Below are 18,332 nucleotides of genomic sequence, written 5' to 3'. Positions count from 1 at the left end.
GCCGCCGGCGCAGCTAGGCCGGGAATCCTTCCAGTGACAATCCCGCCTACGGCAGCGGCCGAGAAGACCTGCAACCGCTGTTCCTGGATCAATGGCATTGGCATATCGGCTTTGGTGCCTGGTCGGTTTAATCGAGGAGGGGTCTCGGGCGTGGAATGGGGGTGAGCTCCGGTCCAGCTGGTTCGTAGGGCAGTACGGACGAATGGTCACTCACCTGTCTCGAAACTGAGACGTTCATTCTTTTCCAGTTGGATCAGCTCGCCGCGGAAAACCGACACCACGAGTTCGAGAACAATTGCTTTCGTATTCCCAGCGGCGAATCAGCAGCAGCGGCTGCTAGATCGCCGGTACGGATTTATCGAGGATGTCCCCCACCCTGATCTTCTGGCACCTCATTAGCCAGAAGTCCACGCGCCGTGCAGGAACCCGCCGTGGTTGGGCAATGGAGTCCGTTCAACCAACCACGCGTTCCGGCCTTCGTGAGCTGATCCGGTCCGACCGCACTTGAGCCCGGAGCTTCAGAAAAATCATGGTCCTTCGCGCCCGGTGCAGGCGAAGGGCCAATGGCATGCAGTAATCGCAGCTCAATTTGTCCGAGGCCACTGCAATACTTGCGCCATGACCTCCGCACCCGGACACCTGAACTTTGTGGGCAGCAACGTGACAAGCAACCTCAACAAAGCGGTTGCCTATTACCAGCAGATGGCAGAAAATATCGCCGCCGATGAGGACCCTCAGGCATATCTGCGAAACGCGATAGCATCTGCCCGCACCTCTCTAGATAGGTGCTTGCGGGGCTTTGACTCATTCGACGCGCTTGCCTTCATCCGCCTCGCCGCCGGGCCGTGGGATTTCACAGACATCCGTGAGAGCGATAGTCAGGTAGAGAGCTCCCAAGCTGCCCAGGATGTGGTGGCACTGACGCTGATGGGCATGGGGCTGCCGCGGCAGCCCTTAACGGGGGCAACTCCGGCCAACCCAACCCCGCAGAAGCACTTGGCCTGGCAGCCGAGATCGTGACGGCGGCGCGTACGCTCGCCCTCTTTCAGGGCCAGCAAGCCAACCAGCCGCTCGGCGCTCTCGCTGGTGAGTTCGTGGGGTACGAACTGTCTGTCCGCGGACGTCAGTATGAATCGATTGCCAGGGAAGTAAATAGCGAGCTCCTGGGCCACCCGTCCGTTGGGTCTGTCATGAAGGGTGTGTTCGGATTCACCCTCGACGACATCCGCACCGTCCGCGAGGCATCAACGGGACTAATGAATGAGCGGTTATTTGGCGCTCGAGACCGGGTTGGGGAAGCCAGCAAAGGCGGCGCACCGGCCGACCCCGAGGCTTTCCTACGGGACATCAATCTCATGATGAATGAGTGCAGATTGTTTGGTGCCGTTGCGCCGGCTGATGTCGCCACCCGTTCCGGAATCGCAGAAACGACTGCGCGGGCAGTCTTAGACTTCTTCAGCACCTCCCGGCCGGCGGAAAACGACGTCAACCCGGTCCTACGGTTTGTTGAGGGTGAACTTCCCGCCCCATGGGGGTGCATCGCCGACGAGGACGAATACCTCATCCTCAACGGCTTCTTGAGCGAAGACGAGTTACGCCGCAACCTTGAACGCGGGCTGATTGCAGCCGCTGCCGAGAAGAAGAACAGCGCTGCCAAGATGTGGCCAAAGTATGACAAGCGCCGTGCGGTTTACTCCGAGTCCAAAGCCGCTGACCTTCTTGGCAAGTTGCTACATGGAGCTAAACCGCACTGGGAGGGTCAGAAATACATTGGCCCGATTGATGCCGCGGACACCCCCAATCTGGGGAAGGAAGCCGACCGTACTGCTGTAGATACCGACAAGTTCGAGTCCGACATATTGTTCCTGGTCGACGGGGTCGCCCTCTGTGTTGAGGTGAAAGCCGCCTCTATTACCGAAAAATCCCGGAGTGGCAACGCGCAGCGGCTAGCCAAGGATCTGGAAAAAACTCTTAAAGAGGGCAGCGCTCAGGCCGACCGGCTGACCCGTCTCATAACAACTAACGGAGGCGTCTGGGCCGTCGAAGGCGAATGGATTGACCTGTCTTCAGCTTCTGAGGTCCATTCAATCGTCGTAATGCTTGATGACATGGGGCCGCTGTCATTGTCGATGAATGTGCTAGCGGACAAAGGCATCATCGAGTCCGCCGAAGTCCCATGGATCGTCAGCATGCACGACTTGATGGTGCTAAGCCGAACCATGGATCACCCTGCCCAATTCCTCGAGTACCTGCGGCGTCGCCGGGGCCGCAGGCTCGCAACAATGGTCAATGGCGTCGACGAGCTGGACATGTTCATGTGGTTCCTTAACGGCGGCATGTACTTCGACCCAGACCCGCAGGAGATCGCAAAACAACTCCCACTGGAACCGCCCATCAAAGCTTCCGACGCGCGCCGCTATGAAGAGCAGCCCCGTGTTCGGCTAGGTACGCTCACTGATCCACTAGATGCATGGTTCTATTGGCAAGAAGGCCTTTCACGGACTCAGGCGGCAAAGCCCGTAAGGCGCGAGCAGGCGTGGGTTGAGCAGTACCTATCCTCTAGTGAAGCGGCCCAGACTCCTGGATGGCTAATGTTCGGCGCCGATCTGGTAGGGCTGAGCGAAAGCGCCCAACGAAATATCGGGAAGAAGTTAAGGGAGCTGAGGCGTACAGCCCAGGGTGGCGGCATTGAGCGTAGCCTGACAACGCACGGTGCAGGTTCCTACGGCTCCTGGTTACTCACCATATCGGTCGCACCAAAAGATGCGAGCACGGACCACCTTGCCGAATATATGGATGCCAAGCAGTACCAGACGCGCTCTGACAGATCGATGTTGCTTCTATGTCAGCCTAATGGGTCACTAATCGGAACACGGTACCGCGGCCGGCCTCAGGAACGAACCATCGACCGAGACTACGCCGTAGACATCGCCCCGCTGCGAAGTCTCAAAATGACGTTCTCTAAACTTCCTCCCAGTGCTCGCCGCAGCACAGTCAGGTTGCGGGGCAGTCGAGGGAAGAAGAAGCGCAAGTAGCAGGCGCAACTGGTATTCAGAACACGGGAAGGGGAGATAGCCATAGGCGGTCTCCCCTTCTTCGCGTTGGTGTGACGGCCGGTTGATGCACTACCGGGCGGGCCCCCCTTGGTCCGCTCCGCGCCCAGGGCTGCCCCTGTCCGGGTCTTCTTTGCCTTGGCTGCCCCCTTGCCCATGGTGACGGCTCCGCTGGGGTGTGTGGCCTCGCTGCGTTCCGCAGCTAGCCGCCCACGAACTTGGTTCTCATTGGCGCCAGTCGTGGCTAGGGAAGCGGCAAAAGCTTCCTGGCGCTCCGATGATGCATAGTCGGCGGCCGAGGTGCATTCAGCCTTCAGCCCTTGGTCCTTGAGCCGGCTGCTGTCGTTGCCGGTGACGCGGTTCTCGATTTCCCGGCCGAACCCTTCCAGACGGGCGAAGAGCTCTTTCTCGGCCCGCTCGTATTGGTCCCAGACCCGGCGCGGCGGCCGTGAATCGGTCGTCAGGTTGCGCACCTGCTCCTTGCTCAGTCGATGACGCGCGGCCACTGTGCTCGCGTAGTGTCGATGCAGTGTGCTTGAGAGGGGAGCTAGTTGAATTTTTCAAGTAATTTACTTTACATAACGCCGATTATCGGCGTTCTAAAATGGCCTCGGAAGTGTGTCCTCGGAGTGCCCCGAATGCATGCCGGAACTCGGCCGACCCGAGCATTCTTCGCTAGCTTGGTTCCGGAGCGGCCTTCATGGAGCTGGATGGGCAGATCACCGGTCCGATTGTTCTACAGGCTACTCAGGCGCTCATTCGGTTAACCGCTGCACCTTTGAAGTATCGCGAGTGAGTCTTCATTACGGTCTCAATGGAGTCGCTGTTCAGCGAGACAATTTCCCACTCGGTAGAAGGTCGTTGCTTCTCCAACTCAAGTCGGCGTATCAACGCCCTACGGTGTCCGTCCCTACCGCGGAATTCGGTCACTAGCCGGTCTCCGGTACGGCGGTTGTACTCAATAACGAAACCAGGCATCGTCACCTCTTCCTCTCTTCTCGCATAGTAGCAAAACGACTCTCTATTGACTGCATCTCCTCTAAGTAGGACTGCTGCAGGACTTGGACGGATGCCATGACGGACTCGAGACGCTCCCCCCAAGCACGTACGTCCTCCGCCGCTCTCTCCCCTTTCGGGCCTGGCATTAGGGTCTGGAGATACCGTTGTGAATCTCTGTGCAACCCGTTAACTCGCTCGGCCTCGTTGCGCCGATGTTCGAGTTTGGTGATGCGGTCGAGTGCCAAGTGCTGCAGTTCTGCTACAAGCTTCGCCTCTTCCGACTCGGCAGGGTATTTGTCGTAACGAATTCCGCGGCCCAATACGTCCGCGACAGCCTCGTACATATTCGCCCATGCGCTCTGAAGCTGTGTCCGAATCTGCACTTCCACTCGCACCTGCAGGCTAGCTTTGAGGTCGCCGTCCCATGTGGGCAACCGCAGCAGTACATGAATTGCCCTATAGCCACTGTGCGGAGCCATCCGGATGTCGTCTATTTCCCCGGCCGGGTTGAGGAGGGCCGCTATCTGCTTGGCGACCCGGTTTTGCTGATCGAGGGACATATCCGCCTCAAACCGCACTCCTGCGATGTCCTGAATGTTCGGCAGCTGATACGTCTTAATCCGCTGGAGCTTTTCGCGGAGAGTGTCGATCGACTTCGCTCGTGAAGTAACGCGGGGCCTCAACTCACCGAGGACCGGGCCCCAGTCCTGTCGGTCAATTTCTTCTTCCACCTGCACGGCCACCTCATTGTAGAAGAGCATGACTTCGTCATAGTCAGGCAGTCCGGACGACGGCTCCGCACCGTCCCGCAACGCGTTTCCAAGTCGCTTGAGTTTCCCGACCGTCCACTTCGCCTCTAGCCTTTCCATGTCTCCCTGTCCGCGCAGATTGGGGCTGCCATGCCAAGTGTGAACTCGACACACCTCCGAATCTTCGCACCCTCCAGAGGTAGACGCCCCTCTAGACGCGCCCCAGTCAATTCAAAGCGTGGCTGTTGCTTCGAATTCAGAGCGCCTTTCGCCGCCCTGTTCCGCACCCCCGCCCCCAGGCGGAGGCATCGGCGATATGACCAGCTTCAACCATTACGCCTTTGGCTCCGTGGGGGACTGGATGCACCGGGTAATCGGCGGGTTGGAGCCGCTCGAACCCGGATATGGCAAGTTCCTTGTCACACCCCGGCCTGGAGGTCAACTTACGTGGGCAGCCACCAGCCTGGAAACTCCGTACGGCCGGGCGGCCGTTCGCTGGGACCTTGACTGCGATGTGTTGACGGTCATCGTTGAAGTTCCGGAAGGAACCTCAGCGGTCGTCCGCATCCCCGAATGTACTGAAACGACGGTTGGCCCCGGGGTACACCGTTTTGTTGGCGGACTTCCCTCGTCGGCCCAGAAGATGCAGCCATGACGTGACGTGCCCTGCCGGGGGTCTCTGGTCAGAGGATCATTCCTCCGCCCCGGCCCCCAGCCCAGTAAACCCCACCGGTCTCGTTGACCCCGCCCCGTCCACAGCCTCTATCGATTCAAGAGCGGGTCAGCGGCCAAGGTATGACCCGCACCCGCGCACGGACCCCCGGAGTCTTTTCGATTATCCGGCGGAGTACTGCCTCTTCCTGTGCCACCCGCAGGATGGAACCGTTCTGGGTCACCATGTCGACGTTCCCCGGTCAAGAAGAGTGTACCGGGCCGGATTTTAATGAAGCGCCCCGAAAGCTGTGTTCAGTCGTCCTCTCCTTGCCAGGACGCGCGCGACGCGGGGACATTCTCCCCCAAAACTGGTCCGGAGTTCATCTCGCTCCATTCTCTGCTTGTTGATGTCGCACCCGTGGTGATCTCAACGGTCCGTGATCTCAGGCGCTGCCCTGCCGGCGATGTGCAGTCAGAGAGCTTAGACGCAGTAGCAGAGCGCAGGTGCAGTGGCTACGGGGCCGGCAGGTCTGGGACAAGGTTGAACTGGCGCATCCGTGCCGCTGCCGTGAGGGAGCGTGCATGCTAAGGAGGAGCTATTCGATGATTACAGGGTCCGGACCATGGGTGCTGAGGTGGTGGTTCGTACTATCAGGCTCGGCTGGATCAAGGAATTCACGGCATCCTTCCGGTCCGCGATCCGCTCCAAAAGCAGCCTGCCGGCCTTGGAACCCATGTCGAGGCCGGACTGGTCCACGGTTGTCATTGAGATGGGCGCCAGAGATGTCGTAAAGATGTTGTCAAAACCTGCGACCGACATCTCACCCGGCACGCTGACACCTGCCGCCCAGAGTGAGGTAAGGATGCCTATAGCAGCCACATCGGCTCCGGCGAAAATGGCGGTGGGCGGTTTCTTGCGGGCCAGAAGTACTCGGCCTGCTTCCTCTCCGCCTTCCTGGCTCCATTGGGTCTGGACAATGTCGATACTGTCCCCGAGGCCATGTCGGATCATGGCATCGACGTACCCTCTCACACGCACCTCTTCTGGAAGGCGGGCATCATTTCTCCCGTCCGTGGTGTGGTTGATATAAGCGATTCGCTTGTGTCCATGTGCGACAAGGTGGTCTACGACGAGCCCCGCACCAGCAAAATCGTCCGCTGCCACGGAGTCGAACTCTTGGCTGCCGCCGTGCCGGCCCAGCACGACCATCGGGATGCTCTTGGCCTGCGCTTCCAGCTCCGCATCAGTTCCCAAGGGGGAAATCAGCACAATGCCATCCATACCCCTGTCAATAAGGTCATCTACCATGCGGTCCTGGGCATCCTTGCCTGACCCTGACGGGGCCACCAAGAGACGGTACTTTTGCCGTACTGACTCCTGACGCACGCCTTCGACGAGCAGCGAAGAGAATTCATTGTGCAGGTCGGCCACGACGACCGCGATGGCCTGGGTGCGGCCACGCATCCCCCGGGCAGAGGCCAGAGGTCGGTATCCAAGAGCATTCATGGACGCCTGGACCTTGGTCTTCATCTCAGCGCTAACCCCATAGGCGTTGCGGAGCACTTTTGACGCCGCAGCTGGTGAGACTCCGGCATGGCGGGCGACGTCGACGATTGTCGGCCGCTTACTCGCTGTTTCTTCGCCCATCGCTGCGCCCTTTCGTTGGCTCGAACATGCCAGACAACCCTTCTTACCGCATCTGAGGGCTGGCCTCTTGGCAGATCGCCCCGTTGTGATCTACGCTATAGAAAGTGTAGTACGTACTACACGCTAGAAGTTGTAAAATAAGTATATCGTTCGTAGAACGTACTACCAAGAGATAAGGCATCGGACGACAGCGTTTCCTAAAGGGCGAAATGCCCGCGGAATCTCCGTGACGCAGGCTGAAACGATTCACGCTCAAAGGTTCCACTTCCGCAGCAGCGGGCCCGTCCTCGAGAAAAGAATGGACAATGCAATGACGCAACGTGAACTAGCGGAGCACCGGGCGGTGGCGTCTGGGCGTTCAGCGCCTGCACGGCCCAAGCCTGCCGAAGCCCGCCGGCGACGGCTCGGGTCATCCGGGGGTGCCAGAGTGAAGGCACCATGGTGGTTCCTCCTTCCTGCGGTGCTCGCCTTCACGCTGATCGTCGTGCTCCCGAGCTGGCGGGGTGCTTTCTACGCCCTGACTGACTGGGACGGACTGTCGCAGAACGTGAAGTTCATCGGGTTCGATAATTTCTTTAAGGTTTTCAAGGACTCCGCCGCCGGCGCCTCGATCATGAACACGGCACTGTACGCAATCGGCATCATGGTCGTGCAGAACTTCATCGGCCTGCTCCTGGCGCTCGGAGTGAACTCCGCGATCCGGTCCCGCAACTGGTTGCGTGTGCTGTTCTTTGCACCCGCTGTGGTCACTCCGCTGGTGGTGGCTAATCTTTGGCAGTACATTCTGGCGCCGCAGGGTGCATTGAACACGGCGCTGCGGGCCGTCGGCCTGGACTTCCTGGCGCAGGACTGGCTGGGCAACGCCCAGCTCGCTCTTCCGGCCATTATCTCTGTGGTGGTGTGGCAGTTCGCCGGTTATTCGATGGTGATCTTCCTGGCCGGGCTGCAAAGCATCCCGGAGGACGTCTATGAAGCAGCCAGTCTGGATGGTGCGGGGTCCTTCAAGACCTTCTGGAACATCACCAGGCCCCTGCTCGCCCCCTCGATGACGATCAACCTGATGCTCTCGCTGATCGGTGGCCTGAAGCTCTTCGACCAGGTACTGATCATGACCCAGGGCGGTCCGGGCAGCGCGACCGAGTCCCTGAGCACGATCGCCTACAAGGACGCATTCCAGTTCCAGCAGTTCGGGTACAGCATCGCTCTGACCCTCGTTTTGACCGTCTTCGTCGCGGTCGCCTCCCTCATCCAGTTCACCCTGCTCCGCCGAGGAGAAGCCAAATGAAGCGCTACACCCTCAAGACGGGCGTCCTTGAGGTCGTCATGGTCCTGGTCGCTCTGTTGTTCGCGGCCCCCGTCTACGTCCTGCTCAACACAGCGGTCAAATCCGGCGGCGTCACCACTTCCCTGGCTCCGACCACAGATCCTTCGTTCGACAACTTCGTCACCGCGTGGGTCAGCGGGGGCCTCGGGCCGGCGATGATCAACAACATCATCGTCACCGTCGTCTCGGTGTTCCTGATCGTGGTGGTCAGCGCGTCAGCTGCGTACCCTCTGGCCCGCATCACGCGGACCTGGTCCAAACTGACGTTCGGGTCCTTCCTTGGCGGCCTGCTGATCCCCGGACTTCTGGCACTAATCCCTCTTTACACCACGTTCCGGGACTTGAATCTGATCGGTTCCATCTGGGGCCTGATTCTGATTTACGTTGGCGCCCAGATGCCGTTCTCGATCTTCCTTTACGTGCAGTTCCTGCGGTCCCTGCCGCTGGACTTCGAGGAAGCAGCGACCCTCGACGGCGGCAGCCCGTTCCGGGTGTTCTGGCAGGTCGTTTTCCCGCTGATGCGCCCCATCACCGGCACGGTGGTCATCCTGAACACGATCCACGTCTGGAACGACTTCTTCACACCGCTGCTGTACCTCTCGGGCAGCGGCACCAACACCATCCCGATTGCCATCTACTCGTTCACGGGACAGTACGTGAACCAATGGGGAACCATCTTCGCCGCCCTCATCATCGGCGTGGTTCCACTCCTGATCTTCTACTTCCTCTTGCAAAAGAGCATCATCAAGGGCTTCGCCGGAGGTTTGAAGGGTTGAGCGAGCGACGTACGCAACGTCCACGCCCAACCGGTACCACCCATCCCCCAACCACCCCACTCCACGCACTTCAAGGGAGAACCATGCGTCACCAGAAAGTCCTCACCGCCATCGGGGCGATCGCCGCGGCCGGCATCGCACTCACCGGCTGTTCAACGAACGCACCGGCTGCCACCAGCTCCGGCACGGTCACCGTAGCCCGTCTCTCCGGTTCCGATGACAAGTGGAAGGCCATCGCGGACAAGTTCCACGAGCTGAACCCCGACCTGACCGTCGAATACACCGTCATCCCCACCGACGCCTACAACCAGCAGATGGGCACCCGCCTCTCGGCAGGAACCGCGCCGGACGTCCTGAACGTCTTCCCCGGAAGCGGCAACGCCACTGCCGTCCGGACCCTGGCCAAGAACGGCTACCTCGCGGACCTCTCCAGTGAGAGCTGGGCGTCCTCCCAGCCGGAGGCCACCACAGGACCGACCAGCTATGACGGCAAACGGTACATGTTCACCGACGTGGCCACCGCCAACACCCTCGGCGGCGTGTACAACAGCAAGGCCCTGGCCGACGCCGGCCTGAAGGCCCCCACGACCTACCCCGAGCTCCTGACGTTCTGCGCCGACGCGCAGAAAGCCGGCAAGGTCGCCTACGCCCTGGGCGCCCAGACGCAATGGGTCACCCAGCTGGTCACCTACGCCCTGGTCCCGACGGAGGTCTACGGCAAGGACCCGGACTTCAACCAGAAGCAGCTGAACAAAGAAGTCACCTTCCAGGACAGCGGCTGGGCCGATTCCATGAGCAAGTACAAGGAAATGTTCGACAAGGGCTGCTTCAACAAGGACGCCCTCGGAACCTCGGTGGATAACCAGACCGCGATGGTCGCCGACGGTCGCGCCCTCGGTGCCATCCAGCTGTCCACCATGGCAAACTCCATGGTCAAGGCCAACCCGGAACTGAAGGTCCAGCTTGCACCGATTCCGGCGACCAGCAACGCTTCCGACACCCGTCTGGCCTTTGGCCTGGCCGTGGGCTGGGGCGTGAACGCCAAGGCCAAGAACAGCGACGGGGCAAAGAAGTTCGTTGAATTCCTTGCCAGCAAGGACGCCAGCGCCCTCACGGCCGACAAGTTCGGCGTCGCCCCCACGGGCCAGATCGAAGCCAACGACATCAACAAGCTCGAAGTGCCCTTCGTGAAAGACGGCAAGACCGCTTCCTTCCCGGACGTCGACTGGCCCTCACCGCAGGTCCAGTCGCTGCACCTTACGGGCGTCCAGGAAATGCTCGGTGGCAGCAAGACCCCGAAGGACGTCCTGACCTCTATGCAGGAAGCCTTCACCGCCGCATTGAAGTAGCCAGCAACACACCCGCAGAGGCGGCGTTCATCGTCGATGGGCGCCGCCTCCGCCTTGGCACCTGAGCGTGTCCCACCTCCATATACACAACCCACCGTGACGGGCCGAGAAGAAATGACGAACGAATTGGTGCAAGACGAGCAGAACCTCACCGGCGAGGACCTGACCGGACCCTGGTTCGGGCTGCCCGGAAAACCCCTCGGTCATCCTGACAGCGTGGCCACCACAACCCTCTTTCGCGCCAAGGTCCACTTCGAACCGCTTCTTGACGGCGGAACACACCTCTACGTCGCCGCCGACTCACGGTACCGGCTGACGGTCAACGGCGAGCTGCTGGCGGCCGGGCCAGCGAAACCGTCCGGGGGAACCTGGTACGCGGACCTGGTAGATCTCGGGCCCGCCCTGGTGCTGGGCGAGAACATCATCGGCATCGAGGTGCTCTCATACTCCGTGGCCACACTTGGTAACGCCTCGGTTCCGCGGACCGGCAGGCCCGGCCTGTTCGTCCGCGGAATGATTGGTTGCGCGGACCTTTCCAGATCAGCTGCATGGAAATGCGCGCCCGTCCGGGGCCGCCGCTTCCATCAAGGCCGCAACACCCTCTTTCTCGGCAACCAGGAAACCGTGGACGGTGGCACGTCGGAGACCGGCTGGCAGCGCCACGGTTTCGACGACTCGGACTGGTCCGCGCCGGCCGTGGAAAGCCAGGAACCGTTCAGTACCGTCGCCCGTCCGCCACTGTCCCCTCGCCCGATTCCCCACCTGACACTTGACCCGGTACCGGTGCAGGAGATCGTCACCGCAACTGGAGAAGCCCTGGACTGGTATGCGCTGCTGAGCGGCAAGCCACTGGAAGTGCCCGCAGACACGGACGTCCGCGTCGATCTTGACGCCGGCGTCCTGATGACCGCGTTCCTGGCCATCGGCATCGACGGCGGGCACGGCGCGACACTGGAGCTCACGGCTGCCGAGTGCTACGAGCAGGAACCAACCGCCGTGCCGTGGCTGCGCCGCAAAGGTGACCGCACCGACTACGTCAACGGGGATCTCCACGGCGACCCGGACCGTTACGGCATCGCCGGTACCGGCACCCCGGAACAGCCCGAAACGTACTCTCCGTACTGGTTCAGGACGTTCCGGTACCTGCGCCTGCGCATCACAACCGCACAGGCACCGGTCCGGATCCAGTCCTTGTCCCTCACCCGGACCCACTACCCCCTGGACATTAGCGGCACCTTCGCCTCATCCTCGGCCCGTGACCGGGCCTTGTGGGAGGTCAGCGTCCGCACCCTGTTGAACTGCATGCATGAAACGTTCGAGGACTGCCCCTTCTATGAGCAGCTGCAGTATGCCATGGACACTCGGGCCGAAGCGTTGTTCTCCCTCCACCTGTCCTCCGATGACCGGCTGATCAAGCGTGCCATCGAGGATTTCGCCGCTTCAGGTGATCCGACGGGGCTGACCGAAAGCCGCTCACCGAGCGTGGAACCGCAATTCATTCCCGGGTTCTCGCTGTACTGGATCAGGATGGTCGCCGACCACGTCGACCACATCGGGGACCGCTCATTCACCGAGCGTTTCATCGGCAGAATCGACGCCGTACTTGGCTGGTACGGTGACCGGGTCTCCGAGGACGGCTTCGTCATCTCCCCCGAGGACAACGGCACCGTGTGGAACTTCGTGGACTGGACCGACCGATGGCGCTTCCGACGCGGTGTTCCTGACCTGGGCACCCGCAACGCGAACACGATCGCCACGTTCATGTACATCGCCGCGCTGCGGGCAGCCGCGTCCATCGCCCAGTTCTGCGACCGCACTGGTCTCGGACTTGAATACACTGCCCGCGCCAACGCCCTCACCCGGACAATCGCCGCAGGGCCGGCCAGGGACGAAAACACCGGATACTACCGGGACACCGACACCGGACGCCCCGAAAGCGTCCACGCCCAGGTGTGGGCGGTCCTAGCCGGAGCGGTGAGCGGCGAGGAGGCCGCCGACCTTCTGCGCCGGGCAACCTCCGATGACACCCTCGCGCCCTGCTCCTACGCCGCGACGCTCGACTTGTTCGACGCGCTGCGCACCGCCCAGGTTCATGACCGCATCGACTGGAAACCCTGGGAAGACATGCTTGCCATGAACCTCACCACCTGGGAAGAAGACACCGTGAGCCAGCGCAGCGATTGCCATGCCTGGGGAAGCGTGCCGTTGCAGCACTTCCCGCGCTACATCCTCGGCCTCCGGCCCGCAGCGGCAGGCTTCGCGACCGCGCTCGTCGACCCAGCACCCAGCGACCTCGACTGGGCCAAAGGCACGGTACCTACTCCCCACGGCCCTGTCAGCGTCAGTTGGCAACGCACCGGACCAGGACAACGGACAGTCACCGTCTGTGCCCCGCCCGCGTTAGGGCTGAAGCCCTCCGATGCTGCCACGGACGTCACCGAAATGCTTGAGAACCATCAGCGAACCCTGACCTTCACGCTCCCCTGACCCGCCCCTCACCACACCGGCAAGGAAACGAGACTCCCATGACCACTCACAGCGACCTTCGAACAGCCCCCTACGCCAACCCCGGCCTGTCCATCCCGGAACGGGTGGAAGATCTTCTCCAACGGATGACACTCGAAGAGAAGGTCGGCCAAATGCTCCAGCTGGACGCCCGCGGTGACCTGGCCGAACTGGTCACGGGCAAGCTCGTCGGCTCATTGCTCCATGCATCCCCCGAGCGCATCGTCGAGGCCCGGGAACTCGTTCTGACCACCCGCCTGCAAATCCCTCTGCTGATGGCCGATGACTGCATCCACGGCCACTCCTTCTGGCCCGGGGCGACGATCTTCCCCACCCAGCTGTCCATGGCCTGCACCTGGGACCCTGCCCTTGTCGAACGCGGGGCCCGATCCACGGCCGTAGAGGTCGCCTCAACCGGTCTTCACTGGACCTTCTCCCCGGTCCTGTGCATCAGCCGTGACCTGCGCTGGGGCCGCGTGAACGAGACATTCGGCGAGGACCCGCACCTTATCGGCGCCCTCGGACAAGCCATGATCCGCGGGTACCAGGGGGACGGGCTCACGGACCGGACCGCTATCCTCGCCACGGCGAAGCACTTTGCCGGGTACTCCGAAACCCAAGGTGGCCGCGACGCCAGCGAAGCTGATCTCAGCCGCCGCAAGCTCCGCTCATGGTTCCTTCCGCCGTTCAAGGACGCCGTGGACGCCGGCTGCCGCACCTTCATGCTCGGCTACCAAGCCATCGACGGTGTCCCGGTCACCGCCAACAAATGGCTGTTGAACGAAGTCCTGAAGGGCGAGTGGGGATTCACGGGCACTTTGGTCACCGACTGGGACAATGTTGGGCGCATGGTGTGGGAACAGAAAGTCTGTGAGGACAACAACCAGGCCGCTAAGGTCGCCGTCGAAGCCGGCAATGACCTTGTCATGACCACACCGCAATTCTTTGAAGGCGCCCAGGAAGCCGTCGCCCGCGGTGACCTCGATGAAAGCCTGATCGATGACGCAGTCCGCCGCCTCCTCACCCTCAAGTTCGAGCTTGGCCTGTTCGAAGACCCCCGGATCCCGGACGACAAGCAGCAGGCAGAAGTCATCGGCTCGGCCGCTCACGCGCAGGTCAACCTGGAGCTGGCCCGCAAGGCGCTGGTACTCCTCACCAACGATGGCACACTGCCGCTGGCCGGCGGCTTGACAGCGACGGACAGCGGACGGGCAAACGGGACCGGTCAGGCCCGGACCATTGCCGTGATTGGACCGAACGCCGACGACCAGCACGCACAGCTCGGAGACTGGGCCGGCGCTTCAGGTCAGATCCCATGGCTTCCCAACGGGCACCCCCGGCACCTGACCAGCACCGTGCTCGACGGCTTCCGCGCCATCGCCCCCGAAGACTGGACGATCACGCACGCCAGAGGCGCCGACATCGGGCACGAAATCCCGGACCCTGCCGGTCCTACCCTCATCGACGGCCAACCCCGCCCGAAGCTGTTCATTCCTGCCAGCAGTGACGAAGCCATGCTCGAGGAGGCAGTCAACACCGCCAAGGACGCCGACTACGTCGTCGCTGTCATCGGCGACACCGTCGCCTTGGCAGGGGAAAACAAATCAACGGCAACCCTCGAACTGCAAGGTGGCCAGATCGAGCTCGTCGAACGACTCGTCGAAACCGGCGTGCCCGTCATCGTCGTCCTCATCCAATCCAAACCCTCCGTCCTGCCCAAGGCTGTCCTGGAATCCGCTGCCATCATCGAGGCTTTCAACCCAGGCATGCAAGGCGGCCGCGCCATAGCCGAGCTGGTTCTGGGCCTGATCGAACCGGCAGGACGCCTGCCGATCTCGTTTGCAAGCCATGCTGGCCAGCTGCCGATCTACTACAACCAGGTCCGGGGCCAGCACGGCGAACGCTACGCCGACCTCTCGCAGGAACCCCTGTTCCCCTTCGGCCACGGGCTCAGCTACACCTCCGTCGAGTACAGCAACCTCCGGCTTCAATCCGAGACGCTAAACCCTGACGGCCAGATTGAGGCCTCGGTGACCCTTACCAACACCGGAACCCGGCCGGCCCTCGATACCGTGCAGGTCTATATTGCCGACCTCGTCACCAGCGTCACCTGGGCCGAACGCGAACTGAAAACCTTCACCCAGGTTCAGGTAATGCCCGGAGAATCGGTGGAAGTGGATCTGTCTGTAGCCGCCCGCTCCTGCTCCATCGTGGACCAGAACGGTCAACGGATTGTTGAGCCGGGAAGCTTCGAGCTACTAGTGGGTCGGCACTGCCGTGACCCGCGGATGCTTTCGGCCCGGTTCCGGATCACCACCTAGCCGCCGAACCCATTACAGAGGGACCACGGGAATGCTCCCGTCGACCTCCCTGGACCGAATGCCCGTTGTGCCTTGTCTCCACGGTATCTTTTACGGCGCCGTCGCGCGGGCCGATATGGAGGACATCACCATCGGGGCGGGCACATCCACGCCGCTGTCATCTAGCTAAATTGCGGGTGCGAATAGAAGATCCGGCTTGTCAGCTATCTCTCGGTGGGTCGTCGAGTCCGAAATGTGGCACGATTTTTCGAACCTGCACCGTCCCCTGAAAACCACGGAGGCTATGAATGCGCGTTCCCTCGCCTCGAAAGACTGCATTTTCTACCCGACACCCCGTAGCTGGGGCAGCCCGGGCATGCGAGGCAGTGTCGCTCTTGGCCGACCTCCAGCGGGCTTCATCCAAAGCGGGGTAACCGGGAACACTTTGAACCCAGGAAAGGACGGTTATCCGTGTCCAATTTCACCCGCCACAATCGAGAGAGTCGCGCACCCATTCTTGTCAGGGCTTTGGACCGGCACGAAGCCAACCGCGTCGGCAAGGCCCGGGACATGGTTGCCCGGAACGCCTTTAGTGCTGTTGTCACGGGAGGCCTGGTGCCCGGTGGACGGGCGCCTGTCATTATCGCCCTCGGACTGGCGGGCTATCCGATGCACTACTTCATCCTGTTCGGCGCAGCCGCGTGCGCGCTATGGGCTGCGATCTACACCGCGATCGGCTTCGTTGGCGGAACCGCTGCCGGGCAGCCGGCCCTGGGAGTGATTCTTGCGGTCCTGGTCGCCGCAGCCCTGGGCGGGGTGTTCCAGTTAGCCCGGCGTCTGGGCCTTGGCCGGAGGGGCTAATTGCCTGGTTGTTCCGGCCGTCACACGGGCCCATCGCAAAGTCGTGGCCCCGGACATGCTGCATTGTGCCGAGCAGGGGCCCATGGTTGTTCCAGCATCGTCCCGGACCGCGGGGGGGGTGACGGGTCGTCCGGCGGAAGCGGCGTGTCTACTACGTCCGCCGTTAAACATCATTGGGCGAGGCCCGAGCGGTACGCGAAGGCGACAAGCTGGGCGCGGTCTCTTGCGCCGACCTTAGTCATGGCCCTGTTCGCGTGGGTCTTGACGGTAAAGGGCGAAACAAACATCGTTTCGGCAATCTGTTGATTGCTCTGCCCTTTGGCTATGGCCAAGACTACCTCACGCTCCTTTGGTGTGAGGGCGGAGAACCTCTGTGCCAAAGCCGGGTCAGTCTCTGCCGGCCGCTCGTCGGCGACCTTATCGATCAGGGCTGCGGCCGCGGTTGCGGAGAGGGCGCCTCCTCCAGCGGCGACCTCCTCAATTCCGGCGCTGAGTTCGGCGGGGCCAACGCCCTTACTGAGGAAGCCGTTGGCCCCGGCGCGCAGTGCTGCGAACACAGTCTCATCGTGGTCAAACGTTGTCAGGATGATGATGCGGACGTCTTCGGCGGGGATGTTTTGTCGGATTCTGCGCGTCGCTTCCACTCCGTCAACCCCCGGCATGCGGATGTCCATCAGGACCACGTCGACCGCGAGGTTCTCGAGCATTCGCACTGCTTGCAGGCCGTCTCCGGCTTCACCCACCACGGAGATGTTGGATTGGGCGTCCAGAATCGCCCGCAGGCCGACCCGGATCATCTCCTGGTCATCAACGATAAGTACGCGGATCATCGAACTTTCCCTCCGTCGGTCCGCAAGGTGGCCTGAACACGGAACCGGCGGGAGTCACCGTCCACGGTCAGCCGGCCGCCAGCCGAGAGGGCACGTTCACGCATGCCCACCAACCCGTAACCCGGCCCGTCGTCACCGTTTTTCAGGCGGACCGCACGATCGTTCTCCGCCACGATGGTCAGGTACCCCTCGGCGCAGCGGACCTGCAGTTGCACCGGGCCCCGGCCGTAGCGCCGTGCATTTGTCAAAGCTTCCTGCACAATCCGGAACCCCGCCAGACTGACCGTTGGATCCAGTTCCGCCCCGTCGATGGCAATGTGCGCCTCAATGTCGACCCCGGCGGCCCTAAAGGACTCCACCAACGCCTGAATGTCTTCGATGTCTGGAGCCGGCTTGGCTTGACCATCTTCTTCACCGCCGCGGAGCACGTCCAGGATCAACTGGGTCTCGTGCAGAACTCGGCGTACGCTGTCCCGGGCGGTATCAAGGGCCGTGCGGGCCGGAGAATCTCCCGGTGGAAGGCTGACCTCGGCAACACCCAAATGCATCCCCAGCAAAGCGACCTCGTGGCCCACGACATCATGCAGGTCGCGGGCAATACGCACCCGCTCCTCAGCAACCCGGCGGTTCGCCTCGATTTCGCGGGTGGCGACTGCATCGGCCGCGCGCTGCTCAAGTGCGAGCCAATAGCCCTGCCGTGCCCGCAACGCCGTTCCGGATGCGGCGGACGCCAACGACGTCGTCAGAGCGACGAGGGCAAGAGGGTCACCGAAGTTAAAGCCTTCACCGTAAACAAACGACAGGTAGACGATAAGTCCGGTCGTCACACCGATGGGAAGCGCACTCCTCCCCCGGACAGTGACCGAAAAGAGGGTGAAAACGGCGACTGTCCACGGCACATCCAGGTTCCAGGACACGAGGCCGGCGATCACGGAACCGGCTGCGACCAGAAGGAGGCCGGGCCAGGCCAGGAATCGGCTCACCACTACCCCGGACAGGGTGGCCAGAAGCACTGCCAGCCCACCGATGTCCGGACCGAGGCTGAGCGCGCGCACCAGTTCGACAGCGACGGCCAGAACGCTCACGCCGAGGGCAGCCCGGTCCAGTATCGGGAGCAGCCGGAACCAGTGTGGGCTGGTGGGCCATGCTTCCGCAGTTGTCGTCGAGGCCATGAACCGATTCTCAGCCATCAAGGCGCTGCCTCCTACTCAGGGTCGTTTCTTGGACGGACATGGAATGGTTCCTTTCTTCCCCGCCCTTAGGACGGGGAAGAAAGGAACCATG

General features: G+C 62.0%; 13 protein-coding genes. 9 read left to right on the top strand and 4 right to left on the bottom strand.

What is annotated here, in order from left to right; all coding sequences use genetic code 11:
• Nucleotides 1–618: 618 nt before the first annotated feature.
• Both ACHMXB_RS17790 and ACHMXB_RS17785 read left to right on the top strand, forming a co-directional pair.
• Nucleotides 619–1,020: a hypothetical protein gene (locus ACHMXB_RS17790; RefSeq protein WP_395400517.1), complete on the top strand. Its 402-nt coding sequence runs from the start codon at nt 619–621 to the stop codon at nt 1,018–1,020.
• Nucleotides 1,017–3,035 carry a hypothetical protein gene (locus ACHMXB_RS17785; RefSeq protein WP_395400515.1) on the top strand — a complete coding sequence of 673 codons (2,019 nt, stop codon included), beginning with the start codon at nt 1,017–1,019 and terminating at the stop codon, nt 3,033–3,035. Before ACHMXB_RS17790 ends, ACHMXB_RS17785 begins: the two co-directional genes overlap by 4 nt.
• A gap of 998 nt (nt 3,036–4,033) precedes the next feature.
• Here ACHMXB_RS17785 and ACHMXB_RS17780 read toward each other — a convergent pair.
• Nucleotides 4,034–4,921: a hypothetical protein gene (locus ACHMXB_RS17780; protein WP_395400513.1), complete on the bottom strand. Its 888-nt coding sequence runs from the start codon at nt 4,919–4,921 to the stop codon at nt 4,034–4,036.
• A gap of 196 nt (nt 4,922–5,117) precedes the next feature.
• Between ACHMXB_RS17780 and ACHMXB_RS17775 the strand changes: the two genes are divergently transcribed.
• Nucleotides 5,118–5,456, top strand: coding sequence for an alpha-L-rhamnosidase C-terminal domain-containing protein (locus ACHMXB_RS17775; RefSeq protein WP_395400511.1), 339 nt, complete (start codon nt 5,118–5,120; stop codon nt 5,454–5,456).
• A gap of 606 nt (nt 5,457–6,062) precedes the next feature.
• Here the strand turns inward: ACHMXB_RS17775 and ACHMXB_RS17770 are convergent.
• A complete protein-coding gene (locus tag ACHMXB_RS17770; protein WP_395400509.1) occupies nt 6,063–7,103 on the bottom strand; it encodes a LacI family DNA-binding transcriptional regulator in 1,041 nt (346 codons plus the stop codon).
• 427 nt (nt 7,104–7,530) lie between these two features.
• Between ACHMXB_RS17770 and ACHMXB_RS17765 the strand changes: the two genes are divergently transcribed.
• The 6 genes from ACHMXB_RS17765 to ACHMXB_RS17740 all read left to right on the top strand — a co-directional run bounded on the left by ACHMXB_RS17765 (nt 7,531) and on the right by ACHMXB_RS17740 (nt 16,218).
• The gene (locus ACHMXB_RS17765) at nt 7,531–8,388 is read left to right on the top strand and encodes a carbohydrate ABC transporter permease (protein WP_395400507.1); all 858 of its coding nucleotides are present in this window, start codon (nt 7,531–7,533) and stop codon (nt 8,386–8,388) included.
• Nucleotides 8,385–9,203, top strand: a complete 819-nt coding sequence (locus ACHMXB_RS17760; RefSeq protein ID WP_395400505.1) for a carbohydrate ABC transporter permease — start codon at nt 8,385–8,387, stop codon at nt 9,201–9,203. The genes ACHMXB_RS17765 and ACHMXB_RS17760 overlap by 4 nt, the downstream gene beginning before the upstream one ends.
• A gap of 83 nt (nt 9,204–9,286) precedes the next feature.
• A complete protein-coding gene (locus ACHMXB_RS17755) occupies nt 9,287–10,552 on the top strand; it encodes an ABC transporter substrate-binding protein (RefSeq protein WP_395400503.1) in 1,266 nt (421 codons plus the stop codon).
• Between the two features lie 114 nt (nt 10,553–10,666).
• Nucleotides 10,667–13,039 carry an alpha-L-rhamnosidase C-terminal domain-containing protein gene (locus ACHMXB_RS17750; RefSeq protein WP_395400501.1) on the top strand — a complete coding sequence of 791 codons (2,373 nt, stop codon included), beginning with the start codon at nt 10,667–10,669 and terminating at the stop codon, nt 13,037–13,039.
• Nucleotides 13,040–13,077: 38 nt separating this feature from the next.
• The gene (locus ACHMXB_RS17745) at nt 13,078–15,378 is read left to right on the top strand and encodes a glycoside hydrolase family 3 N-terminal domain-containing protein (protein WP_395400499.1); all 2,301 of its coding nucleotides are present in this window, start codon (nt 13,078–13,080) and stop codon (nt 15,376–15,378) included.
• Nucleotides 15,379–15,828: 450 nt separating this feature from the next.
• The gene (locus ACHMXB_RS17740) at nt 15,829–16,218 is read left to right on the top strand and encodes a hypothetical protein (RefSeq protein WP_395400497.1); all 390 of its coding nucleotides are present in this window, start codon (nt 15,829–15,831) and stop codon (nt 16,216–16,218) included.
• 170 nt (nt 16,219–16,388) lie between these two features.
• Here the strand turns inward: ACHMXB_RS17740 and ACHMXB_RS17735 are convergent, their stop codons facing one another.
• Together ACHMXB_RS17735 and ACHMXB_RS17730 are read right to left on the bottom strand one after the other, a co-directional pair.
• A complete protein-coding gene (locus ACHMXB_RS17735) occupies nt 16,389–17,048 on the bottom strand; it encodes a response regulator (protein WP_395400495.1) in 660 nt (219 codons plus the stop codon).
• Nucleotides 17,045–18,238 carry a sensor histidine kinase gene (locus tag ACHMXB_RS17730; RefSeq protein WP_395400493.1) on the bottom strand — a complete coding sequence of 398 codons (1,194 nt, stop codon included), beginning with the start codon at nt 18,236–18,238 and terminating at the stop codon, nt 17,045–17,047. The genes ACHMXB_RS17735 and ACHMXB_RS17730 overlap by 4 nt, the downstream gene beginning before the upstream one ends.
• Between the last annotated feature and the right edge of the window lie 94 nt (nt 18,239–18,332).

The sequence above is a fragment of the Arthrobacter sp. UC242_113 genome, from assembly GCF_044054585.1.
GTDB lineage: Bacteria > Actinomycetota > Actinomycetes > Actinomycetales > Micrococcaceae > Arthrobacter.
Note: the sequence above shows the minus strand (reverse complement) of the source record. Positions and strands in the feature narration are given on the sequence as shown.